General features: G+C 50.1%; 22 protein-coding genes. 10 read left to right on the top strand and 12 right to left on the bottom strand.

Annotated elements, in window-relative coordinates:
* Positions 1-46 precede the first annotated feature (46 nt).
* Complete coding sequence (locus EFB08_RS04270; RefSeq protein WP_123125698.1) at positions 47-658, top strand: DNA-3-methyladenine glycosylase family protein; 612 nt, start codon at positions 47-49, stop codon at positions 656-658.
* An 85-nt stretch (positions 659-743) separates the two neighbouring features.
* Here EFB08_RS04270 and EFB08_RS04265 read toward each other — a convergent pair whose 3' ends face one another.
* Complete coding sequence (locus EFB08_RS04265; protein WP_123125697.1) at positions 744-1,661, bottom strand: DUF58 domain-containing protein; 918 nt, start codon at positions 1,659-1,661, stop codon at positions 744-746.
* Between the two features lie 530 nt (positions 1,662-2,191).
* Between EFB08_RS04265 and EFB08_RS04255 the strand changes: the two genes are divergently transcribed.
* Positions 2,192-2,524 (top strand): DUF3276 family protein, encoded by a 333-nt coding sequence (locus tag EFB08_RS04255; RefSeq protein WP_123125958.1) that lies wholly within the window; start codon positions 2,192-2,194, stop codon positions 2,522-2,524.
* A 232-nt stretch (positions 2,525-2,756) separates the two neighbouring features.
* On the opposite strand, the gene EFB08_RS04250 is transcribed toward EFB08_RS04255, so the two are convergent.
* A complete protein-coding gene (locus EFB08_RS04250) occupies positions 2,757-3,503 on the bottom strand; it encodes an endonuclease (RefSeq protein ID WP_123125695.1) in 747 nt (248 codons plus the stop codon).
* A gap of 165 nt (positions 3,504-3,668) precedes the next feature.
* On the bottom strand, positions 3,669-4,655 hold the full coding sequence (locus EFB08_RS04245) for an aldo/keto reductase (RefSeq protein ID WP_123125694.1): 987 nt from the start codon (positions 4,653-4,655) through the stop codon (positions 3,669-3,671).
* A gap of 514 nt (positions 4,656-5,169) precedes the next feature.
* Here EFB08_RS04245 and ychF point away from each other — a divergent pair.
* The 3 genes from ychF (at position 5,170) to EFB08_RS04230 (ending at position 8,664) form a co-directional block, all read left to right on the top strand.
* Complete coding sequence (gene ychF / locus EFB08_RS04240) at positions 5,170-6,267, top strand: redox-regulated ATPase YchF (RefSeq protein WP_123125693.1); 1,098 nt, start codon at positions 5,170-5,172, stop codon at positions 6,265-6,267.
* A gap of 276 nt (positions 6,268-6,543) precedes the next feature.
* A complete protein-coding gene (locus EFB08_RS23965) occupies positions 6,544-8,049 on the top strand; it encodes an OmpA family protein (RefSeq protein WP_317125580.1) in 1,506 nt (501 codons plus the stop codon).
* A gap of 81 nt (positions 8,050-8,130) precedes the next feature.
* A complete protein-coding gene (locus tag EFB08_RS04230) occupies positions 8,131-8,664 on the top strand; it encodes a DinB family protein (protein ID WP_123125692.1) in 534 nt (177 codons plus the stop codon).
* 168 nt (positions 8,665-8,832) lie between these two features.
* Here the strand turns inward: EFB08_RS04230 and EFB08_RS04225 are convergent, their stop codons facing one another.
* The gene (locus EFB08_RS04225) at positions 8,833-10,980 is read right to left on the bottom strand and encodes a dipeptidyl-peptidase 3 family protein (RefSeq protein ID WP_123125691.1); all 2,148 of its coding nucleotides are present in this window, start codon (positions 10,978-10,980) and stop codon (positions 8,833-8,835) included.
* Positions 10,981-11,358: 378 nt separating this feature from the next.
* Between EFB08_RS04225 and EFB08_RS04220 the strand changes: the two genes are divergently transcribed.
* The 4 genes from EFB08_RS04220 (at position 11,359) to EFB08_RS04205 (ending at position 16,206) form a co-directional block, all read left to right on the top strand.
* Positions 11,359-11,829: an Mpo1 family 2-hydroxy fatty acid dioxygenase gene (locus tag EFB08_RS04220; RefSeq protein ID WP_123125690.1), complete on the top strand. Its 471-nt coding sequence runs from the start codon at positions 11,359-11,361 to the stop codon at positions 11,827-11,829.
* 247 nt (positions 11,830-12,076) lie between these two features.
* Positions 12,077-12,427: a hypothetical protein gene (locus EFB08_RS04215; RefSeq protein ID WP_125077644.1), complete on the top strand. Its 351-nt coding sequence runs from the start codon at positions 12,077-12,079 to the stop codon at positions 12,425-12,427.
* A 104-nt stretch (positions 12,428-12,531) separates the two neighbouring features.
* Positions 12,532-14,823 (top strand): TonB-dependent receptor, encoded by a 2,292-nt coding sequence (locus EFB08_RS04210; protein ID WP_123125956.1) that lies wholly within the window; start codon positions 12,532-12,534, stop codon positions 14,821-14,823.
* 243 nt (positions 14,824-15,066) lie between these two features.
* Complete coding sequence (locus EFB08_RS04205) at positions 15,067-16,206, top strand: sialidase family protein (protein ID WP_165864794.1); 1,140 nt, start codon at positions 15,067-15,069, stop codon at positions 16,204-16,206.
* A 166-nt stretch (positions 16,207-16,372) separates the two neighbouring features.
* Here EFB08_RS04205 and EFB08_RS04200 read toward each other — a convergent pair whose 3' ends face one another.
* Both EFB08_RS04200 and EFB08_RS04195 read right to left on the bottom strand, forming a co-directional pair.
* Complete coding sequence (locus EFB08_RS04200; protein WP_123125687.1) at positions 16,373-18,910, bottom strand: ABC transporter permease; 2,538 nt, start codon at positions 18,908-18,910, stop codon at positions 16,373-16,375.
* Positions 18,911-19,033: 123 nt separating this feature from the next.
* A complete protein-coding gene (locus tag EFB08_RS04195) occupies positions 19,034-19,753 on the bottom strand; it encodes an ABC transporter ATP-binding protein (RefSeq protein ID WP_123125955.1) in 720 nt (239 codons plus the stop codon).
* A 151-nt stretch (positions 19,754-19,904) separates the two neighbouring features.
* Here EFB08_RS04195 and EFB08_RS04190 point away from each other — a divergent pair, with 151 nt between their 5' ends.
* Positions 19,905-20,579: an arylesterase gene (locus EFB08_RS04190; protein ID WP_123125954.1), complete on the top strand. Its 675-nt coding sequence runs from the start codon at positions 19,905-19,907 to the stop codon at positions 20,577-20,579.
* Between the two features lie 128 nt (positions 20,580-20,707).
* On the opposite strand, the gene EFB08_RS04185 is transcribed toward EFB08_RS04190, so the two are convergent.
* The 6 genes from EFB08_RS04185 to trpC form a co-directional block, all read right to left on the bottom strand.
* Positions 20,708-21,463, bottom strand: a complete 756-nt coding sequence (locus EFB08_RS04185; protein ID WP_123125686.1) for a hypothetical protein — start codon at positions 21,461-21,463, stop codon at positions 20,708-20,710.
* Between the two features lie 563 nt (positions 21,464-22,026).
* Positions 22,027-23,040: a 3-deoxy-7-phosphoheptulonate synthase gene (gene aroF, locus EFB08_RS04180; protein ID WP_123125685.1), complete on the bottom strand. Its 1,014-nt coding sequence runs from the start codon at positions 23,038-23,040 to the stop codon at positions 22,027-22,029.
* Between the two features lie 102 nt (positions 23,041-23,142).
* A complete protein-coding gene (gene trpA, locus EFB08_RS04175) occupies positions 23,143-23,922 on the bottom strand; it encodes a tryptophan synthase subunit alpha (RefSeq protein WP_123125684.1) in 780 nt (259 codons plus the stop codon).
* Positions 23,909-25,105 (bottom strand): tryptophan synthase subunit beta, encoded by a 1,197-nt coding sequence (gene trpB, locus EFB08_RS04170; protein ID WP_123125953.1) that lies wholly within the window; start codon positions 25,103-25,105, stop codon positions 23,909-23,911. The genes trpA and trpB overlap by 14 nt, the downstream gene beginning before the upstream one ends.
* A 69-nt stretch (positions 25,106-25,174) precedes the next feature.
* Positions 25,175-25,810, bottom strand: a complete 636-nt coding sequence (locus EFB08_RS04165) for a phosphoribosylanthranilate isomerase (protein ID WP_123125683.1) — start codon at positions 25,808-25,810, stop codon at positions 25,175-25,177.
* A gap of 96 nt (positions 25,811-25,906) precedes the next feature.
* On the bottom strand, positions 25,907-26,734 hold the full coding sequence (gene trpC, locus EFB08_RS04160) for an indole-3-glycerol phosphate synthase TrpC (RefSeq protein ID WP_123125682.1): 828 nt from the start codon (positions 26,732-26,734) through the stop codon (positions 25,907-25,909).
* Positions 26,735-26,738 lie beyond the last annotated feature (4 nt).

The raw sequence follows: 26,738 nt of genomic DNA, 5'->3' as shown, positions 1-26,738 counted from the left end.
CTTGGGTAGGAGTACTCGTTAATATACTGCCACTTTATGCTACGACATGGCCGCTACACATGCCTCCCTTTTTACCGCTGAATCGGTGCTGCACCAATTGGTTCTTCAGGCTCCGGAGATCGAAATCCAGACGGTAACCCGACCTATTTACGAGGCACTGTTCAGTTCTGTCATTTCGCAGCAGTTATCAGTGAAGGCGGCGGCTACCATTAAGGCCCGGTTTTTGGCCTTGTTTCCCGGAAACTACCCAGATCCAAAGGTAGTACTTTCTATGGCACCCGAGGAAATGCGGGCAGTGGGTTTGTCGCGCCAGAAGATTAGCTACCTGCAGAACATCGCGGAGCACAAAGCCGCCGGACAACTGGAAGACGATCAGTTAGCCCATTTACCAGACGAGGCGCTGATTTCCCAACTGGTTCGCATCAAGGGAATTGGCCGCTGGACCGCCGAGATGATTCTGATGTTTGCCTTGAACCGCCCCGATGTTATGCCCTTAGACGATTTGGGTATCTACAACGCCATGAAGCGCCTGTACCAGTTTGAGGAACCTATGAAGGCCGCCAAACCCCGCATGACCTCCCTCTCTGATCCATGGCGCCCGCATCGCACCTTGGCTTGCCGTTACCTGTGGCAGTCACTGGACAATGCACCAGGGTAGAGTTCTGAGTCTTGAGTTCTGAGTTATGTGCGCTTAAGAGGCAAGCCTGTTTAGGAGGTGTTTTCCTGAAAACGGCCTTGAACCGTTAGCGTACTTTCTGGCGCTTTACCAAATAGGCTTGAAGTACTTTGTCGAGGGGTTCACGCAGATCCACCGTTACCAAGTCAATGCGGTATTGGCCGCAGCGCAGCTTTAGTTCGTTTTTGAACTGGCGCATGGCTTTGACATATTCCTCCCTGATCTCAGAAGGCTGCACTTTGATTTTTTCGCCGTTTTCCAGCCCCTGAAAGGTGTAAGGTTTGTCTGGAAAATGGAATTCTTCTTCGGTTTCAGCGTGGGTAATATGGAACAAGAGGACCTCGTGCTGTTGGTGCCGAAGGTGCTGCAAGGCCATGAAAATCTCATCTAGCTGCTCATATTGGCTTAACAGATCACTGAAAAGCACTACCAGGGAACGCTTGGGTAATTGCTGGGCCACGTGGTGCAGCATGGATGCCAACCGGGTTTCCTTCTGCGGTGGAGCGGGTTTCTGCAATTGCTGCTGCAGGGCTAACAATAAAGTATGCAAATGCGCGCCCGTAGACTTGATGGGTGTCTGTAGTTCAATCTGGTCAGAGAAAGTAGTGAGCCCTACTGCATCGCGTTGCTTTTGAAGAAGCGTGGCTAAAGCAGCAGCGCTCAAAACAGCATAGGAAAGCTTCCCATAATTATTTGTGGGGTAATACATAGAGCCCGACACATCCAGGATCAGTTGGCAACGCAGATTGGTCTCCTCTTCGAACCTTTTGACAAAGAGCTTTTCGGTGCGGGCGAAGACCTTCCAGTCCATGTGGCGGGTACTCTCGCCGGAGTTGTACAACCGATGCTCAGAGAACTCCACAGAGAATCCATGGTACGGTGACTTATGCAAACCCGTAATAAACCCTTCTACCAGCCGCTTGGCCAGAAACTCAAGGTTCTGGATGTTCCGGACATTGTCTAAATCAACGGTTATTCTGCTCATGTGTCTTGGTTTTCGGCTTTGGTCAGGGCGAGTGCCGTTTGCTTTTCTTTTCTAGTGAGCTTCACCTGCCCCATTCCGGCTCCTATAATGCCCAATTTCAAAGCCGTTTTTCTGAATACTTCAATAATGTAAATAATGTAGCCTTATCTCCGGCACAGGTTATCATTTATCATACCTCAACGCTGCAGCCATCATCTTGATTATGTACCCACACATACGAGTGCATCTGAGAAGTGGAAGGTCCTGAAGTAAGTCCCTAACGATTATCGCGTTAAATGGTGGTGGCTTAATGCTTTTATGAGCCGAAGCAAAGAAGATGGCTTTCCTTTCTGAAGTACTATTCAGCCGGAACTGGAACATGGAAGTAAACTCGGTAGAAAGAAGATTTGTTTTATTCTCATGTAAGTTTGTCCTAAACAAACATTAGTACATTCTAATTTAACTATTAAATTTAATCTTAAAAATTTTTAGATGTGAATCTGTTGCTTTAAATTGGCTACTTCAAATAAATAAGGAACCTTCAAGTTATGGTGGAAGAGAACAACGACAAAGCAGAAATCTACTCGCAGAGAGTAAGGGCAGGAAAGCGCACCTATTTCTTTGATGTGAAATCAACCCGCTCCAATGATTACTATCTTACAATCACTGAGAGCAAAAGAAAATTTAAGGACGACAACTACTCTTACGAGAAGCACAAGATTTTCTTGTACAAAGAAGACTTTGCCAAGTTCATGGAAGCGTTGCAGGATACCGTTAACCATGTAAAAGGTGAGTTATTGTCTGAAGAGGCACTGGCGGAACTTGAGCGTTTAGAACATGCTCCCTCAGAAGCTGCGGTGGATGAAGAACTGAAGTGGGAATAACCCCTCCTCAATTCTCCTCAAGCTCATGCCTCGCGTGAGCTTTTTTTATTCCTTACCCATTTTGAAGCTGTTTTCACCAAAATAGCCTTAAAGCTTTTGTCCCGTAGCGTAGGTAAATGAATTCAGGCTGCGAACTTGTGTCGCGCAGGATCCCCAACCGTTGTTCCTAGGTTTTTCGGCCATTTACTGAAAGGATTTCTACCTTCTTTATCTTTAAGTGCTTCTTAGGTAACTAGAAAATGGCTGGATGATACAAAACCTGGCACTTCTCACAAAAGTATCCTGACCGCTGTCCCTTCCCTATTTTCTCCTTGCGTAAAGGAATGTGGTCTCTGGGGCATTCTTTCTGCTGGTACACGAGCCAGTGTTCTTTAACGGTTCCCTCCCGTTTGCTGTCCAGGTATCTGAAGCTTTGCAAGAAACATTCCTGAATAAGGCTTTTTAAGATCGGTTCTGGTATGTGATCAACCTGGCTCTCGGGGTGCAGGCGGGTCCGGAACAAAACTTCGTTCTTGATTCCATTCCCTACTCCTGCCAGAATACTCTGATCCAGGATGGCATCGCAGATAAGCTGGGTGGGTTGTCGTTGAAGTTTTTCTAAGGCTTTTTCAGGGTCGAAGGATTCGTTCATCACATCCGCACGCCAGTCATACACTGTATTTAAGGCGTCCTGGATGAACCGGCAGTCGCAGGCATAAAAGTTTAGGTCGCCGTCTTCAAAAGAAAACCCTAATTCTAGCGGCCGGTTTACTTCTCCGTTTATGGCGTATTTTCCGAAAAACATCAGGTGCACCCGGATTACAGCTCCTTGAAAGCAAAAAAGAATCTCTTTGCCAAAGGTCTTGATCTCGGTTAATTCCTGCCCCATGATCAAGTCAAAAGGAACGTTCTTCGTTTTACCTTTAACTTCCAGCACAAGTTGACCAATAAATTGTTCCGCTTGTTCTTTCAGGAAAACCATCTGAGGTCCTTCGGGCATGGTGAATTAAACGTTTGGTGGGACGGTGTTTTAACCTAAAACAGAAGAGCAGCCTATGTGTTTTGTTAGGGTTAGACCGGCAAAGACACCAAGGCTGTTCTTCTGTTCTTGTTTCAGGAAGGATAATCTTAACGGCTCTTACGTGTTAACCGAAAAGGCCTGAATTTAGACGTTTAAGTTGCCCATCTGTGGAGCCGCGTAGCGTAGACCTGCCGCCACCCCTTTCGGCGCGATGGCTTCAATGTCGGCTAATTCATCCTTAGACAGGGACACTTGAAGAGCCCCTACGTTTTCATCTAAGTATTTCCTTCTTTTGGTGCCCGGAATTGGGACGATTTCTTCTCCCTGGGCCAGGAGCCACGCCAAAGCCAACTGCGAAGCAGAACACCCTTTGTTTCTGGCCATGTCTTCAATCTTCTGTACCAAGTCCAGGTTCTTCTGGAAGTTCTCCCCTTGAAAGCGGGGCGAATGCCTGCGGTAATCGTCTTCCGGAATATCTTCCAGAGTTTTGAATTGGCCCGTCAGGAACCCACGTCCAAGGGGGCTATAAGGCACAAACCCGATGCCTAGCTCACGGCAAGCGGGCAGAATCTCATCCTCCACATCGCGGCTCCAAAGCGAATACTCTGTCTGCAGCGCACTGATGGGATGCACTTGATGCGCTTTGGCGAGGGTCGCCGCCGAGGCTTCTGACAGGCCTAAGTACCGCACCTTCCCTTCTTTCACCAGTTCGGCCATGGCACCTACGGTTTCTTCTATGGGTGTCTGTTTGTCTACCCGGTGTTGGTAATACAAATCTATGTAATCTACACCTAAACGTTTCAGGCTGGCTTCACAGGCTTTCTTCACGTATTCTGGCGTTCCGTTGATGCCCAGAAAAGCGCCGCTCTCGTCCCGCACGTTCCCGAACTTGGTAGCCAGTACCACCTGGTCCCGCTTGTATCTGATGGCTTTGCCCACCAATTCTTCGTTGGCACCTACCCCGTACATGTCGGCGGTGTCCAGGAAGGTGACACCCAGGTCCAGGGCGTGATGGATGGTGGCAATTGATTCCTGATCATCGCGGTTACTGTAGAAGTCAGACATGCCCATGCACCCCAATCCCAGTGCTGACACAGTTAACCCTTTGGTTCCTAATTTTCTATTTTCCATGGTTTGTATTATTTCTTTGGTAGTAATATTTATAGGTGGTAAATCAATTGGCTATAATCCCAAAGCTACCGGTGAGGCTGCTTTCTTTGTAAGTCAGAGATTAGAGCTGCTACTCCTTTTCCATTATAGTCAACATTTTCTCCTTCCTTTAAGAGGCCGCTGAAGGGTGCTTTGTAGATCTTGGCATAAGTGTCACCTCCGAATCTTCAAACTCAGTTCAGCTTTTACCTTACGATTTTGGATGCGTTTTGTGGGTGTATTTCAGAAAACGACCCTAAAATAAGCTTTTCCCCTTTTACCCCTTGATAAGCTACTCTACAATTAAACCACATGGCTTTAAACTAACCCAAAAACGAGCTATTCTCTCCTTATCTGAAGGCTTTGATGATTTAGGCGGTAGTACCCTAAGGATTACGTATATTTGCACCCGCTTCCAAAAACCAGCCCCAAGGCTTTAAAGAGGTTACACTGGAGGCACAAACATCAACCTTGAATTTAGACCAATCTTAATCATATGGGACTTCGTTGTGGAATAGTGGGTTTGCCAAACGTAGGTAAATCTACGCTGTTCAATGCCTTGTCAAACGCCAAAGCCGAATCGGCTAATTATCCTTTCTGCACCATTGAACCCAACGTGGGCGTGATTACCGTTCCAGATGAACGCCTGCAGATTCTGGAAGAATTGGTGCACCCAGAGCGGGTACTGCCTACTGTAATGGAGTTCGTTGACATTGCCGGCCTGGTAAAGGGCGCCAGTAAAGGCGAAGGGTTAGGCAACAAGTTCCTGGCCAACATCCGGGAAGTGGATGCCATCATCCACGTGGTACGCTGCTTTGACGATCCCAACATTGTGCACGTAGCCGGCGGCGTGGACCCGGTGTTTGACAAAGACGTGATTGACACCGAGCTTCAGATCAAAGACCTGGAGTCCATTGACAAGAAAATAGCCAAAGTGGAGCGTACCGCCAAGTCTGGTGATGCTAAGGCCAAAAAGGAATTCGCTAGCTTGCAGCGCTTCAAAGACCACCTGGAAAGTGGTAAGAACGCCCGCTCCCTGGATTACACCCCCGAAGACCTGGAGTCTGTAGAAGACCTGCAGTTGCTCACCATCAAGCCCGTAATTTATGTGGCCAACGTGGACGAGGGATCTATCCAGACGGGGAACAAGTTCCTGGATGCCTTAAAGGAGCACGTGAAAGATGAGAACGCTCAGGTTGTGGTTATTTCCGCCGCCATTGAGGAGCAGATCGCTGATTTCACCGAGCCCGAGGAAAAGGAAATGTTCCTGGCTGAATACGGCTTAACCGAATCTGGTTTGAACCAGCTGATCAGGGCTTCTTATGCTTTACTGGACCTTGTTACGTATTTCACCGCCGGAGTAAAAGAAGTACGGGCCTGGACTATACGGAAAGGCTGGAAAGCACCTCAGGCGGCCGGTGTCATCCACACCGACTTTGAGAAGGGCTTCATTAGAGCAGAGGTAATCAAGCTCAAAGATTATATGGAATACAAGACCGAAACCAAGATAAAGGAAGCCGGTAAAATGGCCCTTGAAGGCAAAGATTACGTGGTACAAGATGGTGACATCATGCACTTCCGTTTCAATGTGTAAATTGATAAAAGCAATTCATAAAAAAAGGAGAGCCAACCGCTCTCCTTTTTTTATAATCTTTTCTTAAAATTATTTCATGCCGATTTTTATATTAAAAGCCATGTACCCGTTTAATATGTCATTCTCAGTAGCATAATTAGAACTTTTGTAAAAATTAAACGTCTGACTTTTTGGGTGTTAACTAATATTAAAATTCCTTTTTATTCATTTAAGGCAACATTTTAGCGTAAATCCTGTAAATATGTGCAGAATACTATATTACTACTCTTTAAAACTATGAAAAAAACACTACTTAAAGCTTCTGTACTCGGCGCGTGGCTGCTGTCTATGGTTGCTCCATCAGAAACAATAGCCCAGTCGGCAGACAGGCCTTGGGGGTTATCCATTTACGCCAACGCGATTCAGGCCCGGACTAACATCAGAAATGATATCTGGGACATGAGCAACTCGTCTTGGGGCGGAGGTTTAGGTATCAACCGCTTCCTCTCTCCTTCGTTTGATGTGGCCTTGCAGTTGAACTACTTCAACATGAAGCAGGATGCCAACAACGTTACATACAACGTAACCGGGTTCGGTCCCGGAAGATTCGACAACGAAGTAGGAACTGCTAACTTAGGTTTGAAACTTAAGTTGAACAACGGCAAGATCCTGAGCGAAACTGCCTTCCTGCAGCCGTACCTGATTGGTGGTATAGGGGCACACTACGCTAGCGTAGAGGCTTACCTGCCAGTACCCGCCGCTGGTTCTCCGGGCGGAGTGGGTGAAACCAAGTATGACGAAGGCCAACTGCGCATGAACTACTTTGGTGGCGCCGGTATCGGTTTCAAAATCACCGAAGGAATTAGCCTGTTTGCGCAGACTACCCTCAACTACCCTACCACTAACATGTTGGACGGGGTATCCAACCCAGCATCAGAGGATGAGTTGAACGACCGCTACCTACAGCACCAGTTTGGTTTGACCTTTGGGTTAGGAAAAGCCACTGACACAGACGGTGACGGTGTTTCTGATCGTCGTGACAAGTGTCCTGACACCCCAGCCGGCGTACAGGTTGACAAAACAGGTTGCCCATTAGACGGGGACGGTGACGGTGTTCCAGATTACCAAGACAAGTGTCCTACTGAGGCCGGTACTGCTGCCCTGGAAGGATGCCCTGACAAAGACGGTGATGGTGTACGTGACTCAGAAGATGAGTGCCCAGACCAAGCCGGACCAGTAGCTACCAGAGGCTGTCCAGATGCGGACGGTGACGGTGTTGCTGACAAAAACGACACTTGCCCTAACACACCAGCCGGTACTCGTGTAGACGCCAGCGGTTGCCCAGTAGTAGTTGACCGTGACAATGACGGTGTAAACGATGACGTAGACCGTTGCCCAGATGTTGCTGGTACTGCCGCTAACATGGGTTGCCCAGGCTTAGATGTGGAAGACAGCACGTACATGGCCCGTGTTCCTAAGATTGAGTTTGAGTTCAACAGAGCCGTTCTGAAGAGAACCTCTTACCCAACTCTGGACAGAATGTCAACCATGTTGTCTAAATATCCGCACTACAACCTGCGTATCTCTGGCCACGCTGACCACATTGGTTCAAACGAGTACAACCAAGAGCTTTCAGTTCGCAGAGCTGATGCCGCTAAGTCTTACCTGACCAACACCAAAGGCGTAGCTTCTGACCGTATCATCACCGAAGGATTCGGGGAAGAGCGTCCAGTGGCACCAAACACCACGAACGCAGGACGTGCGAGAAACCGTCGCGCTGAGTTCCGTCTCTTCATCCAGTAACGGAGTAAGAGTCCTTGAATAGAAGAAATGCCCGGCCGTTTGGTCGGGCATTTCTGTTTTACACCAAAATCCTCTACCTATATGGAAAAAGAAAAGAAACTGGAAGTCTGGCTCAGAGGCCCCCTGCCCAATGTCCCTGCACCCTTGCAACCGGTAGCCCATGCGTTGTTTCAGGCACAGGAAGAAGTTAGCCAACACCTCACCCAGTTCCCAGATCACCTGCTTTGGGAAAAACCTGCCGGAGTAGCCTCCGTTGGTTTCCACCTTCAGCACCTCACCGGCGTTTTGGACCGGCTCTTCACCTACGCCCGCGCCCAAACATTATCACCAGAAGCCATGGCCTACCTTCAGGCAGAAGGAAAACCCCAGACAGAAATTTCAGTTCAGGAATTAGTGCAGGCATTTAGAGACCAAGTAGGCAAGGCCGTGAACCAGCTCAAAAACACCGACCCAGGAACCCTGTACGAAACCAGAGGCGTAGGTCGGGCCCAAGTACCCTCCACCGTAGCCGGGTTGCTCTTTCATGCCGCAGAACACACCCAACGCCATGTAGGTCAGTTACTGGTCACTTCCCGCGTCTTACTGGCTGAGATCATCCCCGAAAACAAGTATTGAAGGTGCGTTAATCTTTCCGTAAGCGGTATAAAAAAATAGGAAACCCCACTGAAATACGTTTTAACATTCTTTTGAACAAAACGGCCCTAAAACAGAAAATGCCTGAGATAGATCAGGCATTTTCTGTTTTAGGGCCGTTTTAGGAATTTAGTGCCTAAAGAGCCTTGCTTAATTATAGTGGGGCAACAGGTTGTAAATCTCCCCGAATTCCAGCATCTGCTGGGTAAAGTTGTTGGGGTATACCAACAGCACATCTACGACTTTGCCGTCTTTCACCACGGGGGTAAGTTTAGGCTGGATGAAGCCTTGGTACGGGGCAATGTTGAGTTTGCTATACCGTTGCAAGACTTCCTGGTGCAGGGTTTTGTCTACGTTCACTCCGTAGGTTTCCACCAGTTTCTCAGCAGCCTTGAAGTCTCCCTCAGAAGTAATGCGCTGGGTTTCGCGTAGCAACTGACCAAATAATTCCCGCAGCTTAGCGTAATCGTTGATCTTAAAGTAGGTTTTGCCCTGGCGAGTCACGCGCTCAATGACGTTATCCTTCTTCCCTTTCTCAAAGGCCCAGGCGGCTACCATCTGGCGGTTTCGCATGTGGTCTTCCTCAATCTTCTCACCGGGAGCCAGACGCGAGAGCTGCGTCATCAATCCGTTCCGGATGTAGCCGTCGTATTCGGCTTTGCCCACCTCCAGGGAAGGCATCACGCCTATTTCCACTAGTTTAGGGTCCATCACGTAGTACAGGGCCACTAGATCGGCGCGGCCTTCTTCCATGGTGCTGGCGTAGTTTTTCAGGGTCTGTTTGGGCGTGCCCACACCCGGGTTGATCTGCCCTGAGGCGTGCCCGATTACCTCGTGCATATCGGTGTGCAGGTCACTGGCCAGGGAGCCGAACTTCTTGGCGCGGTCAATTTCCTCCTGGCTGAAGGCAAACTCACCCAAGGCGCTTCCGCCGGTGTTCGCCGATTCATTGTAGGCGTGCACGATGTTACCCAGGTTCACCGATTTAGAACCTTGCTCCTTTCTGATCCAGTTAGCATTGGGCAAGTTGATCCCGATAGGTGTGGCCGGGGCTGCATCGCCGCTTTCCACCACGGTGGTGATCACTTTAGCGGTGATGCCTACTACGTTCTTTTTCTTGTGCTGCGGCAGCAAGGGCGAATTGTCCTCGAACCACTGGGCTTGGTCCCCGATGGCTTTGATGCGCTTGGTAGCTTCCTCGTCGCGGAAAGACACGACAGATTCAAAAGACCCTTTAATCCCGATGGGGTCATCGTAGACCTCGATGAAACCGTTTACCACATCAATTTTGGAGTTGGTGTCTTTAACCCAGGCAATGTTATATTCGTCAAACACCTTCAGGTCGCCGGTGCGGTAGTATTCCGACAGTTTCTGGAGAGCGAGCCGCTGCTGGTCGTTTTCGGCTACGGTTGCGGCCTTGTCAAGCCAGAATACAATGCGTTCAATGGCCGGCCCGTACATGCCGCCAACTTTCCAGGTTTTCTCCACCACCTGACCGTTTTCCTTCACCACTTTGGAGTTGAGTCCGTGCGAGATGGGACGCGGGTCATTCTTGTTGTCTTTCTTGGCGTAGAAGGCCTCGACCTCTTTCTGGGTTAGGCCTTCGTAAAAGTTCACCGCCGAAGTTTTGATCAGATCCTGGCCTGCGGCTTTGTTTGTCTGTTTAGCATCTAGAGCGGGGTCAAACAAAATAGGCGTGAGCCATTGGATGAAAGCCTCTACGTTCTCTCCTTGCTTTAAAGGCAAATTAGCGGCAGGAACTTTCCGGATGGAGGCGGCCAGGTACTCCTTGCTGAACCCGGGCATGATCTTGTTAGCCGAGTAATGGTGATGGATGCCGTTGGAGAACCACACGCGCTTGGTGTACTCCATGAACTTCTCCCAGTCGGGCGAGGTGGAGCGGTCGCGTTTGTTCTGAACCAGGGCATCCAGGGTGCGGCGGATGCGCAGGTTATGCTTGTAGTTCTGGTCATAGATGATGTCCCTCCCCGACAAAGCAGCCTCGTACAGGTAGTACAGCAACTCTTTCTGCTTAGCCGAAAGGTCTTCGAACCCCGGCACCCGGTAGCGCAGAATTCTTAGATCGGCAAACTGTTCAGAGACGTAGTTGAAGGCGGAATCACCTGCGATTACCTGCGGAGGCGAAACCTGGCTTACAGGACCTAGTTCCTGGTTTTTGACCACACTGGCTTCGCCGGGCATCATAGCCTTAGAGGCGGGGACGGTTTTCTTTGTACAACTTCCTGCAAGCAGGGAAGCCAGTACAATCGCCGATATAGCTATTGGGGTTTTCTTCATGTTATCTTGGAATGTAAAATCACCTAAAAGTAAGGAATTAGCCTATGGTTGGCAAAAACCACACCGTTCCACCAAAATCAGGTCTTTAATTTTTCGATTTAAGCTTACTTTTCAGAAAACAGGTTCAATACAGGGCCGCTAAAGAACAGAGGTCGTTTTCAATCCCTTTTTCTAAAAGCAGCCTTAAAACTGTGATTCAAGAATACCTTAAGAAGCAGCAGGATATAAGGAGATAAACTGACCGGGCTTGTTCCCTCAAAAGAACTTCCGTTTACCTCCTGCCCTTCTTTGGGTACCGACTATAGACCACCCCTTTTCCAGTTATTTCCCCTATTTACTTCCTGTGTATGATTTTGTATCTTGAAGTAAAAAAGAGGTATGCCTGCCATTCATCAATTGCTTGACGAGTACGCCGAGAGCCACCGCAACGGCACCAATAAACTCATCCACTGGATCTGCGTTCCGGCCATCATGATCAGTTTGGTGGGCTTGATCTGGTCCATTCCCGTCCCTGCGTTTCTGGAGAACCTTCCATTTATCTTCAACTGGGGAATCTTGTTTGTGCTCCTGTGCATGATCTACTACGTGGCCCTTTCGCCTAGCCTAGCCTTGGGCATGATCCTGGTCACCTCCTTCTTCCTCTGGATTGTCTATCAACTAGACCAGGTGCAACGACTTCCGCTCTGGGCCTTATGCCTCCTCATTTTTGTGGTAGCCTGGGTGGGGCAATTCATCGGGCACAAAATTGAGGGAAAGAAACCCTCCTTTCTCAAAGACCTTCAGTTCCTGCTCATCGGGCCGGTGTGGCTGCTCAGTTTTATTTACCAGAAAATCGGGTTAAAATATTAGAGGCTGCTTTTTTCAAATAAACTCCGTACTAGGTTACAAGTAAGGTTTACACCTACTTTTCTGAAATCAGGCTTAAAAGGACAAACCTCCTTTTAGGGATTTGTTGTGGGTAAGGGAGTTCTTGAAGGGTTTTGTTTTGCTTTTTGGGCTTAAATCCAGCACTTACCTTTATTAGAATTAATGACGTCATGTAATTACCTTTACGCCTTGCTTTTGCCGTTTGAAGAGATGTATTACCATATTGCTTTTGACCATAATGCTGATCCAGGTGTTCAGCAAATTGATGATTGTTCTTGATTACCAAGCAAATAAAAGCTACATCGCCCAAGTACTGTGCATTAACCGGGAGAAGCCCAAAATGCAGTGCCACGGGAAGTGTTACCTGAAAAAGAACCTCAAAAAAGCAGAGCAAACCGAGACGCCTTCGTCTAACAAGCAAACCAAGCAGAGCTCAGACCTTATCCTTTTTTACCAGCCCTTTACCCGCATTACCCACCTCTATTTAAAGGAACAACCGTTCCTGATTTCTTCCCTAACGGCCGGCATACCGGCGGGTGTACGCTATATTATCTTTCACCCGCCGCAAAAGGCAGCATAGCATAAAAGTACCTTCGGCTAACCAGCCGAAGCGGTAAACGGTACCCTACCTTTTGTGGGTTGGTTCTGTATTTCTTCTTTTTTCTATTCTGTAAAGCCTTTGCTATGCAAAAGAAACTTACCGGCATCCTGTTTTTCCTGATGCTGGCGCACTATGCCCATTGCCAATTTACTCTGAAAGGCCGGGTAGTGGATGCGTATACCAAAGAGGCCCTGGTGGGCGCCTCCATTCAACTGAATCAGGGTTCCTCGGGCACCACATCGGGGCCGGACGGTAGCTTCACCTTGTCGGCCAAAAACCAACCTGAATCTGTGCTCATCTCCTACCTGGGGTACACGGCTTTGCAGCTTCCGGTGACAGGTTCCAGCCTGTTGGCCCAATTACAACCCTCACCCCATCAGGTAAATCAGGTAGTGGTCTCGGCGAGCCGGGCCGCCCAGGTTCGTACTGAGGCTCCTGTGGCCATTAGCACCATCTCCAGCCAAGTCCTTCATGAGACCAAAGCCACCACCCTGGACCAGGTCATGAACAAAGTGAGCGGCGTGTACATGGTGAACCTGGGTAATGAACAGCACACCATGGCCATTCGGCAACCCATCGGGTACAAAAGCCTTTTCCTGTACCTGGAAGACGGAATTCCCATCCGGACCTCCGGCGACTTTAACCACAATGCCCTTATTGAAATCAACATGGCGGCCTTGAAAAACATTGAGGTCATCCGAGGGCCGGCTTCGTCGTTGTACGGGAGCGAGGCCATCGGCGGGGCCGTCAATTTTATTACTCAAGCCCCTGCTTCGGTTCCGACCGGTAAAATCCAGGTTGAAACCAGCAACCAAGGGTACCGTCGCACCGATTTCAGCGCCTCCGGCACCGTAGGCAAGGTGGGCATTTACGCCGGCGGGTACTATGCGGCCCAGCGTGACGGCATCATCAGCCACAGCGACTTTAATAAACTGGCCTTTACCCTTCGGGCCGATTATCGCCTTAGTCCCCGCAGCAAGTTGGTTTCTTCGGCCACTTTGGTAGACTATAAAACCGACCAGACCGGCGGCTTAGACAGCACCCGCTTCTTCCAGAAGGAATACAGCAGTCCACACACCTTTACCTACCGGCAGGTAAAAGCCCTGCGCGTGCGGAGTACCCTGGAGCACGCCTGGGACTCTGCAAACCACACGCAAGCGACCTTGTTTGTACGCCGGAACTCCATCGGGCAGAACCCGTTCTATGCCATCTCAGACGTTCGGGAAAATCCTTTGAAAGCGAGGGGCGAGATCAATGATGATGCTTTTTCCAGTTACGGGTTTATCGCGCAGCACCGGAAAGCCTTCTTATTTCTGAACGCCAGCCTCACCGCAGGGCTTAGTGCAGATTACAGCCCGGCTACCTACACCGCCCATTTCATTGACGTTGACCGGAATGAGGAGGGCACGTACACGGGCTTCACTCGAGAAGATTCGCTGCTCACCCATTACAAAGTGGACCTGCTTAACACCGCTGCCTACCTGCAAGCTGAGGTCTCTCCAATAGATCGCCTGAAACTGACGGGAGCCCTGCGGTACGACCGCTTAGACTATGCTTTTGACAATTACCTGCCACCTTCCTCCTTCACCGGAGCCCCAGATGAAAAGAACGGCTATGAGCAACTTTCCCCCAAACTGGGCCTGACCTATGACTTAGGCCGAAGCAAAGGTGTGTACGCCAACTATAGCCTGGGTTTTGCCCCGCCGCAAATCACAGACCTGTACCGCGGCGTCCAGGTCCCCACCCTCAAATCTTCTGATTACCGCAGCTATGAGGCGGGCGGCTGGTGGAGTTTCCTGCAACACCAGGCCTATTTGGATCTGAGCTTCTACCAAATGGAAGGAACGAATGAAATTATCTCGGTAAGGCTGGATGACGGAACCTATCAAAACCAGAATGCAGGCCGTACCCGGCACCGGGGCGTGGAATACACCCTTCAATACTCACCTGTAGAGGAACTATCATTCAGAGTATCGGGCACCAACGCCCGACATTGGTTTATTGACTACGTTGAAATGGGCGCCAACTACTCCCGCAACGAAATGGCTACCGCCCCCCGCTTCATCGGGAACGCCGAGGTGACCTACAAACCCGCTTTCGCCAAAGGATTGCGGCTGAGCCTGGAGTGGCAGCACGTAGGCAAATACTATATGGATCCTTCCAACACCGAATATTACAACGGGTATGACCTGTTCAACGTCAGAGTTGGGTATGCTTTCAGAGGATTTGAGGCTTGGGTAAATGCCGTGAACCTGTCAGATCAACTCTACGCTACCACGGTTGACAAGTACTCCTATGGCAAAAGCTACCGCCAAGGGATACCCCGCACCTTCAATGTAGGTCTTGGCTACCAGTTTACTTACGCAGGCAAATAACCTGTCCTTCTACTTAAAACAAAACAGCCTAAGTATTTATGTACTAAGTCTTAGGCCCTCTTTTTATAAAACAGCCCGTAAACGGTTTTACCATTTATCTTATTCCTAAACCAAGTGCTGACTTCATTTGAACTATACATGAAATTACTTTTTACTTCTTTCCTTTTATTCATCTCCTTTTCCCTGCTGATAGGTTGTCGACAGAATTCCACCCAATCAGGGACGGGTGAGAAGAGAATCTCTATGGCGCAAAGGAAAGCCTCCTGCCCTTACCTGACTTCTGACCACAAAGGGAACCCGGTACTATGCTGGGTGCAGGCCCAGGATACCTTGGGAAATCACCTGCTAATGTACGCCCGCTCCACTGATGGGGGCAGGAGCTTCGGGGAGCCGGCGGCCATTCCAACCTCCGCGGGCGTTTACCCGCATGACGAAAACCTGTCTAAATTGCTTTTCAAACCCAATGGAGACATCCTGGCCATGTTTGCGGTCCAGAACCCCAACCCTGAGAACAGCTATGCGGGACTGGTGAAATACACCCAATCGTTTGACGGAGGCAAGACCTGGACCGCGGCAAAGCAATTAGCCCAGGATGCCGAGAACAGCATTGACGAGCGGTACTTTGACATGGCCGTGCTGCCCACCGGCGAGATTGCCGCGGTTTGGCTCGATTCCCGCAAAAACACTCCCAAAGAAGGTTCCTCGCTTTACTTCTCCTCCACTGGGGGGCGCCAGGGCTTCACCTATGAAAAAGTAATTGACCAGCAACTCTGCCAATGCTGCCGCACCGATCTGTTCTTGGACGGGACCGGAAAACTGCACACCGCGTACCGAGCCATCCTCAACGACAGCATACGGGACATGATGCACCTGGTATCCTCTGATAATGGAAAAACGTTTGCGCCGCGGGAGCGCATCAGTTTAGATAACTGGGCCATCAAAGGGTGTCCTCACACCGGTCCTACCCTGGCCTGGAACCAGCAAGGATTGCACGCCGCCTGGTACACCATGGGAGGTGGAAGTGGGGTCTTCTACAGCCATAAAAAGGAAAATACCCCCTTCGCTCCGCGAGAAGCTGTGAGCAGCCTAGCCTCGGCCAAACATCCGCAATTAACCAGTTTCGGGGAAAATCAATTGGCCTTAGTATGGGACGAGCAAGTTCCTAACTCCGGTAACTTTTCCTCCAGAATCGGGCTACAGGTAAGGAATGCGGTTGGGAAACCAGTGCGGCAAACTTTTCTTACGTCAGATACCACCAGTGCCACGCACCCCGTCATTCTTGGATTAGCCAGCGCCAATGTGCTGGTAGCTTACACCAAAAAGCAGGGAAAGAACAGTGAAGTCTGGTACCAGGTGGTCGTGCCGGCCCACAAGAAAGGATAAGAATTTTAGAAGCAGGGAATTGGTATACCTGATTTAAGCCTCTTTTTCAGAAAATATCACTGAAACAATCGAGGTTAAGGGATAAGAGTCGTCTGTTCTTCCTCTGGCAAAGATTCAGTGTTTAGGGGCTGCTTTACTTAATACAGCCCCTAAACATTAGATCATTTTATCCCTCGGCGCGAAGCACTTCCAGTGGCGATTGGTTTACTACCGCCCGGCTGTTGAACAAACCAATAATCACGGTTAAGCCGGAAATTAAAAGGAAGAGGATGACCACCGGCCAAACTTGTGGGGTAAAACTGGTCTCGAATGAAAACTTAGCCAATGCCCAGCTACCGGCCAATGACAGGACTATGCCGGTACCAGCGGCTAGTGCGCCTAAAAAGAAGTATTCCAGAGCCGTGATGGCAAAGATCTGGTTCCGGTTAGCCCCCAAGGTGCGCAGCAGCACACTTTCCTGCATGCGCTGGTACTTGCTGATGAGCACCGAAGAGATGAGCACCACCAGGCCCGTGATGATGCTGAACGCCGCCATAAACCGGATCACAAACCCGATCTTGTCCAGCAACTCGTCCATTACGCTTAAGATCAGTTCCAGGTCAATGATGGAGATGTTAGGGAATTGCCGCACCACCGCCTGCTGGAATCTAGCAGAAGCTTGGGCAGAAGGTACACGGGTGATGAGCACATGGAACTGCGGGGCCGCCTCCAAAACCCCTTCGGGGAACACCACTCTGAAGTTGGTCTGAATACGGTTCCAATCCACTTCTCGTAGGCTGCCCACCACCGTGGGAATGAGCGCGCCCTGCACGTTGAACACAATCTCGTCACCTACTTTCACCTTGATCCACTCGGCGTACCGGTCATCTAAGGAGACATAGATGGTGTCTTGTGCCGAAGCTACTTTCCCCTGCCAGGTGCCGTCAATGATCTTCTCGGAATCCGTAAGTTTGCCCCTGAAGGTAGACCTGATTTCGCGTTGGAAAGCCCTCGGCGACACACCTAAGGTACTGTCTTCCTTTACCTGCTCAGCCGTTCTGCCGTTGATTTCCTCAATGCGCATGGTCACGATGGGTACCTCGTCCAGCACCGGCAAGCCTTGCTGTTTGGTGAGTTGGGCAACTGCCGTTCGCTGTCCGCCTTGGATATCAAACAACACCATGTTGGGCTGGTTCTCGCTCGCCGACAAAGTGACTTGGTTAAGCAGAATGGTTTGCACGAAGTACAGCGTACTGATGAAGGCGGTGCCCAGCCCAATGGAGACAATGAGGATGAGGGTCTGGTTGTTGGGCCGGAAAAGGTTGGCCAGTCCCTGCCGCCAAATATAACTCAACGACTCCGGGAAGAACCGCCGCACCGACCACATCAATGCCCAAGCTATGCCCGCCAGCACCAAAAACCCTACCAATACCCCCAAGGTGAAATAAGCGGCCTCTTTCCATTTCTCGGTCTGCAAATACGTGAACCCGAAGATGAACAGCAGAATAAGTGCATACACGCCCCATTTCAGAGGATCTTTGAACAGACTGGTGCTCTCCAGCGAAAGGCGCAGCGTATTCAACGGTGACACGTTCCGGATGCTCACCAGCGGTAACAAAGCGAAGAGAAGCGAAATAATCAGTCCTAACCCAATTCCCTGGAAGATGGCCAGCCACGAAATACCTACGGTGATCTCTACCGGCAGCAGATCAGCCAGCACCTGGGGCAAAAGCTGTTGCACCACCGTTCCCAGGGCCGCTCCAATGATAGACCCCAATAAACCTATGCCCAGGATCTGGATCAGATAAATCAGGAAAGCCTGGGTTCCGCTCACGCCCATGCACCGCAGAATAGCAATAGAGCGTAGTTTTTCCCTGATGTACACGTGGATGGCACTGGCCACCCCAATGCTTCCTAACAGCAATGCAATAAAACCCACCAAGGCTAAAAAGCTGGTCAGGTCTTTAAACGAGCGACCCATGTCCTCGCGCTGGGTCTCAATGGTTTCGGTGTTTAGGGCCTCTTTTTCCAAACGGGGCTCTAAACGATCCACCAACTTTTTGACATCTTCTTTCGCCGGGAACTTGTAGTAGAACAGGTAATTGATGCGACTGCCCTTCTGCTCCAGACCGGTTTGGGGTAAGTATCTGAGGGGAATGTAGACCGCCGGGGCCACAGTAGCTGAGATGCCCGTCTGCCCGGGTGCTTTGTTCAGGATACCGGCAATTTGGAAGGTGACCTCCCCTACCTTAATGGAATCTCCCACACGGGCATCGAACTGCAGCATGAGGGTTTTGTCTACCAGGGCCTGTTGTCCATTCCGGAAGCTTTGCGCGGCCGCCGCAGGTACCGTTTCCAGGGAGCCGTAATATGGGAACTGCCCTTCCAGCGCCCTGATCTGCACCAGGCGGGTGCCCTGGCTTTTAGGGAACAGGATCATGGAGGCAAAGCTCCGCTCCCTTGACCGGCGGTTGCCTAGGGAATCTAGCAGGGGAAGCATCTTGGGGTCTACGGGCCGGTTGCTGGTAATCACCAGATCAGCCCCTATCATTTCCTTGGCTTGGTTATCTATATCGGCGCGCAGGTTGTAGCCAAACGAGAAAATGGCCACTAAAGCCGCGATGCCCAGGATGATGGAGGATATGAAAAGAAACAACCGTGAGCGGTTCCGGCGACTGTCGCGCCAGGCCATTTGCATCAGCCACGGAAAATTGAGTTTGTTCATGGTGTTTTGGGGCTGCTTTTTGTAAATGCCTACCTTTTTAAACCAAAGCGAAATTTACTATAAGATTTTTTCGGGTGAAGGCCGTATTAGGGAAAGTTCTTTTAGGGAATGAACCTGTCTCTTTTAAAGATTGCCCTCTCTCCGGATCTCCATTTGAGGAAGGCCGGTCAACTCGTCTGAGAGCAGTTTTCCACCTTTCATGCGCAGAATGCGCTGGGTTCTGGTAGCCAGTTCCGCATCATGGGTCACCAGAACCAGGGTAGTTCCGGCTTCCCGGTTCAGGTCAAAGATGAGCTTCACTACTTTCTCGCTGGTCTCGGCATCCAGGTTCCCGGTGGGTTCATCGGCGAAAAGGATCTTGGGTTTGTTCGAGAAGGCCCGGGCCAGGGACACGCGCTGCTGCTCCCCACCCGAGAGTTGGGCCGGATAGTGGTGCGACCGATCGGCTAGGCCTACTTTGCCCAGAAGTTCCAACGCCTGTTGTTTGATGTGCTTTTCGCCCCGCAATTCCAGCGGTACCATCACGTTTTCCAGGGCAGTTAGCGTGGGCAGCAACTGGAAGTTCTGGAAGATAAACCCTACGTGCTGGTTTCTGACCTGAGCCCGCGCATCTTCGTTGAGGGTATCCAGCCGGATGCCGTTCAGTTCCACTAGCCCTGAGGTAGACCTATCCAACCCTGCACATAGGCCCAGCAAGGTGGTTTTTCCGCTTCCGGATGGGCCTACTAAGGCAACGGTGGAGCCTTCCTCCACCGTAAAGTTGATGTTGTCCAATACCGTAAGGGTTTGGCCGGTACTTTGATAGGTTTTAGTCAGGTCCTGGATGCGCAGAATAGGAGTCACGGGCAAGTTGGTGGTTTAAAGGAATTTGGTTTACGGCTGTTAAAGCCAACGGAAAATTACAGAACAGGATTTAAATTCCTTTGTTTAAACCTCAAACGTCTGAAACAAGTTATAAGTACTTTCTTTGCAGGTGAACAAGAAACCATTAACCATGTATAAGCATTCATTCATCTACCTCTTGCTCCTTGCCTTGCTGGCGGTGGGTTGCTCCGGGAACGGAGATGCCCAAGACGAAGCCCAGGCAAAAAAAGAAGCAGCTAAAAAGGCGCCCGAAACTATGAAAAACATCCTCTTCTTTGGCAATAGCCTCACGGCCGGCTATGGCTTGAATCCTTCGGAATCTTTCCCCGCCCTGATCCAGAAAAAAATAGATTCGCTGGATCTACCCTACAAAGCCATTAACGCGGGCTTAAGCGGAGAAACCTCGGCGGGAGGTAAAAACCGAATCGATTGGCTCTTGCGCCAACCCGTGGATGTGTTTGTGCTGGAATTAGGCGCCAATGATGGACTCCGCGGGATCCCGCCCTCCGAAACCAAAAAGAACCTACAGGCTATCGTAGATAAGGTGAAAGCCAAATACCCAAATGCCAAACTAGTCATGGCCGGTATGGAGGTCCCTCCTAATATGGGCGGAAAATACGCAGGTGAGTTCCGGGTGATTTTCAGGGAACTGGCCAACGAGAACAACATGGCCTTGGTGCCATTCCTGCTGGAAGGCGTGGGTGGAGTTCGTTCCCTCAACCAACCCGATGGTGTTCACCCCACCGCCGCAGGCCAAAAAATCCTTGCCAGCAACGTGTGGGAGGTGCTGAAAGACGTTCTCTAGTATTACTTTCTTTAAAAAAACCTTTAAGGGTTTAAAAGTAAAAGGTTGGGATTACCGTCCTCCGTTCTTACAAGAAGAGCGAAGCGCGGTAATTCCAACCTTTTTTGGTCTATGGGTAAACTATAAAATTAACTTGCCATCATTTGCCAGTGGGCAGGAATCTCCACAACTGGTAAGCCTTCTTTCTCCAGTTGCTCCACCAAACGGGTTAAGTCTGAGAAGCTTTCCAGAACAAAATAGACCTCTGGCTTTTCCCCTGTTTTGTAAGGTTGCGCCAAGATTTCCTCTAAGCCAATGGGGTGCCAGGCGTTCTCGCTTTTCAAGGCTTTTGCGGCTTCTGGGGCATTGGAGATTAAGTTTGCTCCGAACAAAGTCACATTGCCGCTGGCATCACGCAGGAGGCCGTTGCCCAACAAGTGCTGCGCCAGGCGCCATAACAAATCTGTTGCGGCTGGATCTTTGTGCTGTAAAGACAATTGGCCTAAACGCTGCATAAAATCAGCCACCTCAGGCTGTAAAATCCAGGGTAATAGACCGAAAACATCCTGGAACAGGTCTTGGCCTCCTTGCAGGCGCAGATCGGTGTCAGCGTGAGGGCGCAACGAGGTGATGGCCGGAAACTTCTGTTTGGCCCATCTGCTCAACACCTGCCGGGGCCGCAAGGGCTCTTCTACTGCCACCAATTCCCATTCAGTGAACTGCCTCAGGTGGAAGTTCACTTTCTGGAACTCGGGAATAAAATAAGCCTTCAGTTCCAGTGCGTTTACTCCTTCCCAAAAGGGCGCAGAGACCACGGCAGAAAGTGCTTCTGCGCGTTTGGTGTACAAGATGTTCCAGGTTTGTTGTTCCCTGATGCTGTACTGATGATACTGTTGCTGATACATGGCTTTGGGTATATAAAAAAAGCCTGGTTCCGTTTTCCGGAGCCAGGCTTCATATGGGATTTTGTTAATCGCTAATTTAGATCATTTGAAATCAGCCCATATCGTTCCTGCTCCGGTACGTTTCGCGTACGGTTGGCAATTGACAATAATGAGAGATAGGGCAAATGTTTTCATAACTGATTCGAATATATAAAACCTCTCTAATATTCACAAGAAATTTTATACTTATTTAACTTCTAAGTGAAAGACAAGTGGAAAGAGCTTTATTGATTCTTCCTTCCTGCATTCTTCTTTGGTACCATATACTGACCTTTTTCAAAAAAGATGCACCAAAACACCTCGGTTTTATTTCTCTTTCCGGTTATCTGATGGTAATCATCAAGTAAGCAACAACTTGGCGAAAACAACTTTTCCTTCAGGTTTGATAAATAAACTATTGGCAGCAGCTATTTATTTGACCAAGATAAATCCATCCTTCCCTTTGCTTGCTTTTGGGCTACTTTTTGTAAAATGGCCTTAAAATAAATGCCAACCACCCAACATGGGGTCCAACCAAGTTCAGTTTACACCAGTTCTTTCCGAAGCGCGAAAGTCTTTCTCATCTTTTGAATCAGGCGCTCAGACTCATTGAAGCTGAGGGTTTGCGCCCCATCAGACGCCGCTTCCTCGGGTTTCTCGTGGGTTTCGTAGATGATGCCGTCGGCGCCAGCCATGATAGCGGCCAAAGCCATGGGCTCCACATATTCCCGTATTCCGATTCCGTGAGAAGGATCCACAATCACAGGTAAGTGCGTCTTTTCTTTGAGGATGGGGATGGCGTTCAGGTCAAGGGTGTTTCGACTAGCGGTTTCGTAGGTTCTGATGCCTCGTTCGCAAAGCATCAGCTTTTCGTTTCCGCCCGAGAAGATGTATTCTGCTGAGTACAACAGTTCGTCAATGGTACCGGAGATGCCGCGCTTTAGCAGGATTGGTTTGTCTACCTTGCCCAGTTCATCAAGTAGGTTGAAGTTTTGGGTATTGCGGGCTCCCACCTGGAAAACATCGGTGTACGGCTCCATAGGCGCAATCTGCGACACCTGCATCACCTCGGTCACGATCTTGATGCCGTGGGCGCGGCACATGTCATAGAAGAGTTTAAGGCCTTCCAACCCCAACCCGCGGAAGGAATACGGCGAGGAACGCGGCTTGAACACGCCTCCGCGCATGAAGCGCACGTTCTGGGACACCAGGTGCTGGATGGTTTTCTCAATTTGGTCTTCGTTCTCAATGGAGCAGGGTCCGGCCATGATGGTCAGGTCTCCCTCCTGCACCTTCAGCCCGTCTCCGAAATCAATGACGGTGGGGTTTACCTTCCATTTTCTGGAAACCAGCCGATAATCATCCGACACAATGTGGATGTCTTTGATGCCCTGCAAATGCCCGATGGCGCGCACATCAAAATCGGCTTTTCCGGTGCCTACCAGGTAATGGCCCGCCTGGGTCACCACTTCGGTGGTTTTGTATTTCAGCTCTTTGGCCTTGTTGACAATGGCCGCTTTGTCCTCGGGACGTATATCTTGTTGTAATTGAATGAGCATCTTTTTAAGTTAAGTAGTGCGAAATGATTAGCTCAAAGAAGCGGTAAAGCAAAGTCAAAGGGGTTTACCCAGATTAAATGCCAGCCTCTTCTCCCTCTCACATCAATTCCTGAGCGTCTTCAGGAACGATCTTACGTTTTGGCGCACCTCCTGTGGTTGCTGCAAGGCTTTGATAAAAGCACTACCAATGATGGCTCCATGGGCCGAAAGGCAGGCCATTTCAAACGAAGGCTTGTCGCTAATCCCAAACCCGATAAGTAAAGGATTCTTCAAACCCAGATTTTTCACCTTGGAGAAATACGCTTCCTGGGCTTCTGATGTCTGTACCTGGCTTCCGGTAGTGCTGGCACTGGAAACCATGTAAATAAATGAATTGGTGAGCGCGTCAATCTGCCGGATGCGGTCCTCTGAGGTCTGGGGCGTGATGAGGAAAATGAGGCTGAGGCCGTGTTTCTCCAGGATGGGCTTGTACTCTTCTTCGTACTCGGCAAAAGGCAAATCAGGAAGGATGAGGCCGTCCACACCTACTTTAGCTGCGTCTTCGCAGAAACGTTCAAAGCCATACTGCATCACCGGGTTCAGGTAACCCATCAAGATAATAGGTAACGTCACCTTCTCCCTAACTTGCGCCAGTTGTTGCAATAACATCTTGATGGACATGCCATTCTCCAGTGCTACCTGATTGCTGGCTTGAATAGTGGGACCATCGGCGAGCGGGTCTGAGAAAGGCATTCCAATCTCTACCAGGTCTGCCCCGGCTGCTTCCAGCTCCTCCAGAATAGTGACGGTGTCTTCTAATTTGGGGTAACCGGCGGTAAAGTAAATGTTGAGTAGATTTCCGCTTTTCTCCCGAAACAGGCGCGTGAGTCTATTGTGCTCCATCTTGTTGTTCAAAGTAAGTAAGAATGGTATTAAGGTCTTTGTCGCCGCGGCCAGATAAATTCAGAACGACAACGTCCTGGGGACAAGCCTTGATTTCTTTCAAAGCTGCAAGGGCGTGAGAGCTTTCAATGGCCGGAATGATGCCTTCCAGGCGGCTCAACTCACGCAGGGCTTCCATGGCATCGGCATCGGTGATGGCGATGAAGCGGGCTCGGCCGGTCTGCGCCAAATGGGCGTGCTGAGGGCCCACTCCGGGGTAATCCAGGCCAGCGGAGATTGAATAAGGCTCGGTGATCTGGCCGTCTTCGGTTTGCATGAGCAGGGTTTTACTTCCGTGGATGATACCGGTTTTCCCCAGCACTGAAGTAGCCGCCGAATGGCCGGAGTCTACGCCCAGCCCTGCCGCCTCCACCGCAATCAGTTTCACTTCAGGTTCATCCAGGAAATGGTAAAAGGCACCGGCTGCATTAGAACCACCACCCACGCAGGCCACCACGTAATCAGGTAACTCGCGTCCTTCCTTCTCCAGCAACTGTTTTCTGATCTCTTCTGAAATAACGGACTGAAAACGGGCCACCATATCCGGGTACGGGTGCGGACCCACTACCGAGCCGATGATGTAATGCGTGTCCTCGGGGTGGTTGATCCAGTCCCGGATGGCCTCGTTAGTGGCATCTTTCAGCGTCTGCGAACCAGAGGTCACCGGCACCACTGTAGCTCCCAGCAGGCGCATTTTCTCCACGTTGGGTCGTTGCCGCTCGGTATCTATCTTGCCCATGTACACAATGCACTCCAGACCAGCCAGGGCACAAACGGTAGCGGTGGCCACGCCGTGCTGTCCGGCCCCGGTCTCAGCGATGATGCGTTTCTTGCCCAGACGTTTCGCCAGCAGGATTTGCCCCACCGTGTTGTTGATTTTGTGGGCCCCGGTATGGTTCAGGTCTTCCCGCTTGAGGTAAATCTTGGTGTTGTACCGTTCTGAAAGCCGCTTGGCCAGGTACAACGGCGTGGGCCGACCCACATAGTCGCGGAGCAGCTCCTGCATTTCCTGCTGGAACTCGGGTTCCTGGATGATGGTCAGATACTTTTCCCGCAGTTCCTCTACATTGGGGTAAAGCATTTCCGGGATGAAAGCCCCGCCAAATTGGCCATAATAGCCACGTTCATTAACTCCGTATTCCATTCCTATTTCGTATAAATCCAGAAGCCAGAAAACAGGCAAATTGTTTTATAACTCCTTTAATGACAATGCTTATGCTTTAATCTCTTCAAAAAATTGTTTCAGGCGGTTGATGTCCTTCAGGCCAGGCTGAATTTCAAACTTGCTGTTCAAATCCAAACCATACAGCTGAGGCAAACGCAGGGCCTTTATCTCTGCGATGTGCTCCAAGTCAATGCCTCCGCTCAGGAAAAAAGGCACTCCTAATTGGTACTCCTTTAGCAGTTCCCAATTAAACCGAACCCCATTTCCACCGGGGTTTTCCCCGCTGGCATCAAACAGGAAATAATCACAGCTAGGCGCGTATTCCTGTAATTGCGAGAAGTCAAACCCAGCGCCTACCCTGAACGCCTTCATCACCGTGAGTCCCGATTCTCTCAATTCCTGGCACTCCTTTGGCGATTCATGCCCGTGTAACTGCACCATTCCTAACCCAAGATCGGTCACTTTCTGCAGAATCACGGAAGCTTCCTCGTCCACGAACACCCCTACTTTTTGGGTCCCCTTCGGGAAAACCGACGAGAAAACGTCCACCTGTGTTGAGATGAACCGGGGCGACTTTTCGTAAAAGATAAACCCCACGTAATCTGGCTGAAGAAACAGGAGCTCGGTTATGTTCTCGCTGTACTTCATGCCGCAAACTTTTATCTTAAGGTTCTGGTAGGGCATTCTTTTTGTATTTAGGCTGTCCGTTTAGGACTGGTATGAATTCAACTATCAAGAGATAATCTCGACTGCTTTAGGCCTCTTTTTAAGAATTCGGCCTTAAACCGAAAAAGAAAGGCTTTTGATGACATTCAGCTTCTTCAGTTCCTCTACAAATGCGGCGCAAGCTTTCTCCGGGCGACTCTGGCGCATGAAGGTCTCCCCCATCAGGAAGCCTTCATAACCGTGCTGGCGAAGTTCCAGAATGCTGGCGGCCTCACTCAATCCACTCTCCGATACTTTCACAAAATCGTTTGGGATAAAGGGTGCCAGTTCCACGGAGGTTTTGATATCAACCGAGAAATCGTGCAGGTTACGGTTGTTCACGCCAATCAGGTCTACGTGCGGGGTGATGGTGCGCTCCAGTTCTTCGCGGTTATGAACCTCTAACAACACCTCCAAGCCCAACGAATGTGCAAACTGAGCCAACTGGCTGACTTCCTCTTTTGTTAGGACCCCCGCAATCAACAAAATGGCATCGGCCCCGATGGACTTGGCTTCCAGGATCTGGTACTCTTCCACCACGAAATCTTTCCGCAGTATGGGGCAGAAATTGAATTTGCGCGCGGTGGTTAGGTCCTCGTTCTTGCCACCGAAGAAAGTAGCATCGGTCAGGATTGACAGAGCCGAGGCGCCCGCCTGCATGTACCCAATGGAGGTGCGCTCCACTGGAGCATAAGCGTTGATGGTACCTTTGGAAGGTGACTTCCGCTTGTACTCGGCAATGATGCCGTTCAGGTCCGGGCGCTGCACATATTTACGGAGCGACACGGGTTGTGAAGAAAAATAAATGCTGCGCTCCAGCAAAGCAGTTGGCACCAAGCTTTTACGGTCGGCAACTTCCTGGCGTTTGTGGGCGATGATCTTATCTAAGATGGTGGATGACATATGG

Origin of the sequence: Rufibacter latericius (assembly GCF_003721515.1) — a bacterium.
Lineage (GTDB): Bacteria > Bacteroidota > Bacteroidia > Cytophagales > Hymenobacteraceae > Nibribacter > Nibribacter latericius.
This window is presented reverse-complemented; position numbering and strand designations above follow the sequence as displayed.

Coding starts and splice junctions, on each gene's coding strand:
- EFB08_RS04200 (WP_123125687.1), bottom strand. CDS start 18,910: ATGAACAAACTCAATTTTCCGTGGCTGATGCAAATGGCCTGGCGCGAC.
- EFB08_RS23965 (WP_317125580.1), top strand. CDS start 6,544: ATGAAAAAAACACTACTTAAAGCTTCTGTACTCGGCGCGTGGCTGCTG.
- EFB08_RS04220 (WP_123125690.1), top strand. CDS start 11,359: ATGCCTGCCATTCATCAATTGCTTGACGAGTACGCCGAGAGCCACCGC.
- trpB (WP_123125953.1), bottom strand. CDS start 25,105: ATGGAATACGGAGTTAATGAACGTGGCTATTATGGCCAATTTGGCGGG.
- EFB08_RS04270 (WP_123125698.1), top strand. CDS start 47: ATGGCCGCTACACATGCCTCCCTTTTTACCGCTGAATCGGTGCTGCAC.
- EFB08_RS04245 (WP_123125694.1), bottom strand. CDS start 4,655: ATGGAAAATAGAAAATTAGGAACCAAAGGGTTAACTGTGTCAGCACTG.
- EFB08_RS04185 (WP_123125686.1), bottom strand. CDS start 21,463: ATGTATCAGCAACAGTATCATCAGTACAGCATCAGGGAACAACAAACC.
- EFB08_RS04225 (WP_123125691.1), bottom strand. CDS start 10,980: ATGAAGAAAACCCCAATAGCTATATCGGCGATTGTACTGGCTTCCCTG.
- EFB08_RS04250 (WP_123125695.1), bottom strand. CDS start 3,503: ATGCCCGAAGGACCTCAGATGGTTTTCCTGAAAGAACAAGCGGAACAA.
- trpA (WP_123125684.1), bottom strand. CDS start 23,922: ATGGAGCACAATAGACTCACGCGCCTGTTTCGGGAGAAAAGCGGAAAT.
- EFB08_RS04165 (WP_123125683.1), bottom strand. CDS start 25,810: ATGCCCTACCAGAACCTTAAGATAAAAGTTTGCGGCATGAAGTACAGC.
- EFB08_RS04265 (WP_123125697.1), bottom strand. CDS start 1,661: ATGAGCAGAATAACCGTTGATTTAGACAATGTCCGGAACATCCAGAAC.
- EFB08_RS04190 (WP_123125954.1), top strand. CDS start 19,905: ATGTATAAGCATTCATTCATCTACCTCTTGCTCCTTGCCTTGCTGGCG.
- EFB08_RS04205 (WP_165864794.1), top strand. CDS start 15,067: ATGGCGCAAAGGAAAGCCTCCTGCCCTTACCTGACTTCTGACCACAAA.
- aroF (WP_123125685.1), bottom strand. CDS start 23,040: ATGCTCATTCAATTACAACAAGATATACGTCCCGAGGACAAAGCGGCC.
- EFB08_RS04210 (WP_123125956.1), top strand. CDS start 12,532: ATGCAAAAGAAACTTACCGGCATCCTGTTTTTCCTGATGCTGGCGCAC.
- trpC (WP_123125682.1), bottom strand. CDS start 26,734: ATGTCATCCACCATCTTAGATAAGATCATCGCCCACAAACGCCAGGAA.
- ychF (WP_123125693.1), top strand. CDS start 5,170: ATGGGACTTCGTTGTGGAATAGTGGGTTTGCCAAACGTAGGTAAATCT.
- EFB08_RS04230 (WP_123125692.1), top strand. CDS start 8,131: ATGGAAAAAGAAAAGAAACTGGAAGTCTGGCTCAGAGGCCCCCTGCCC.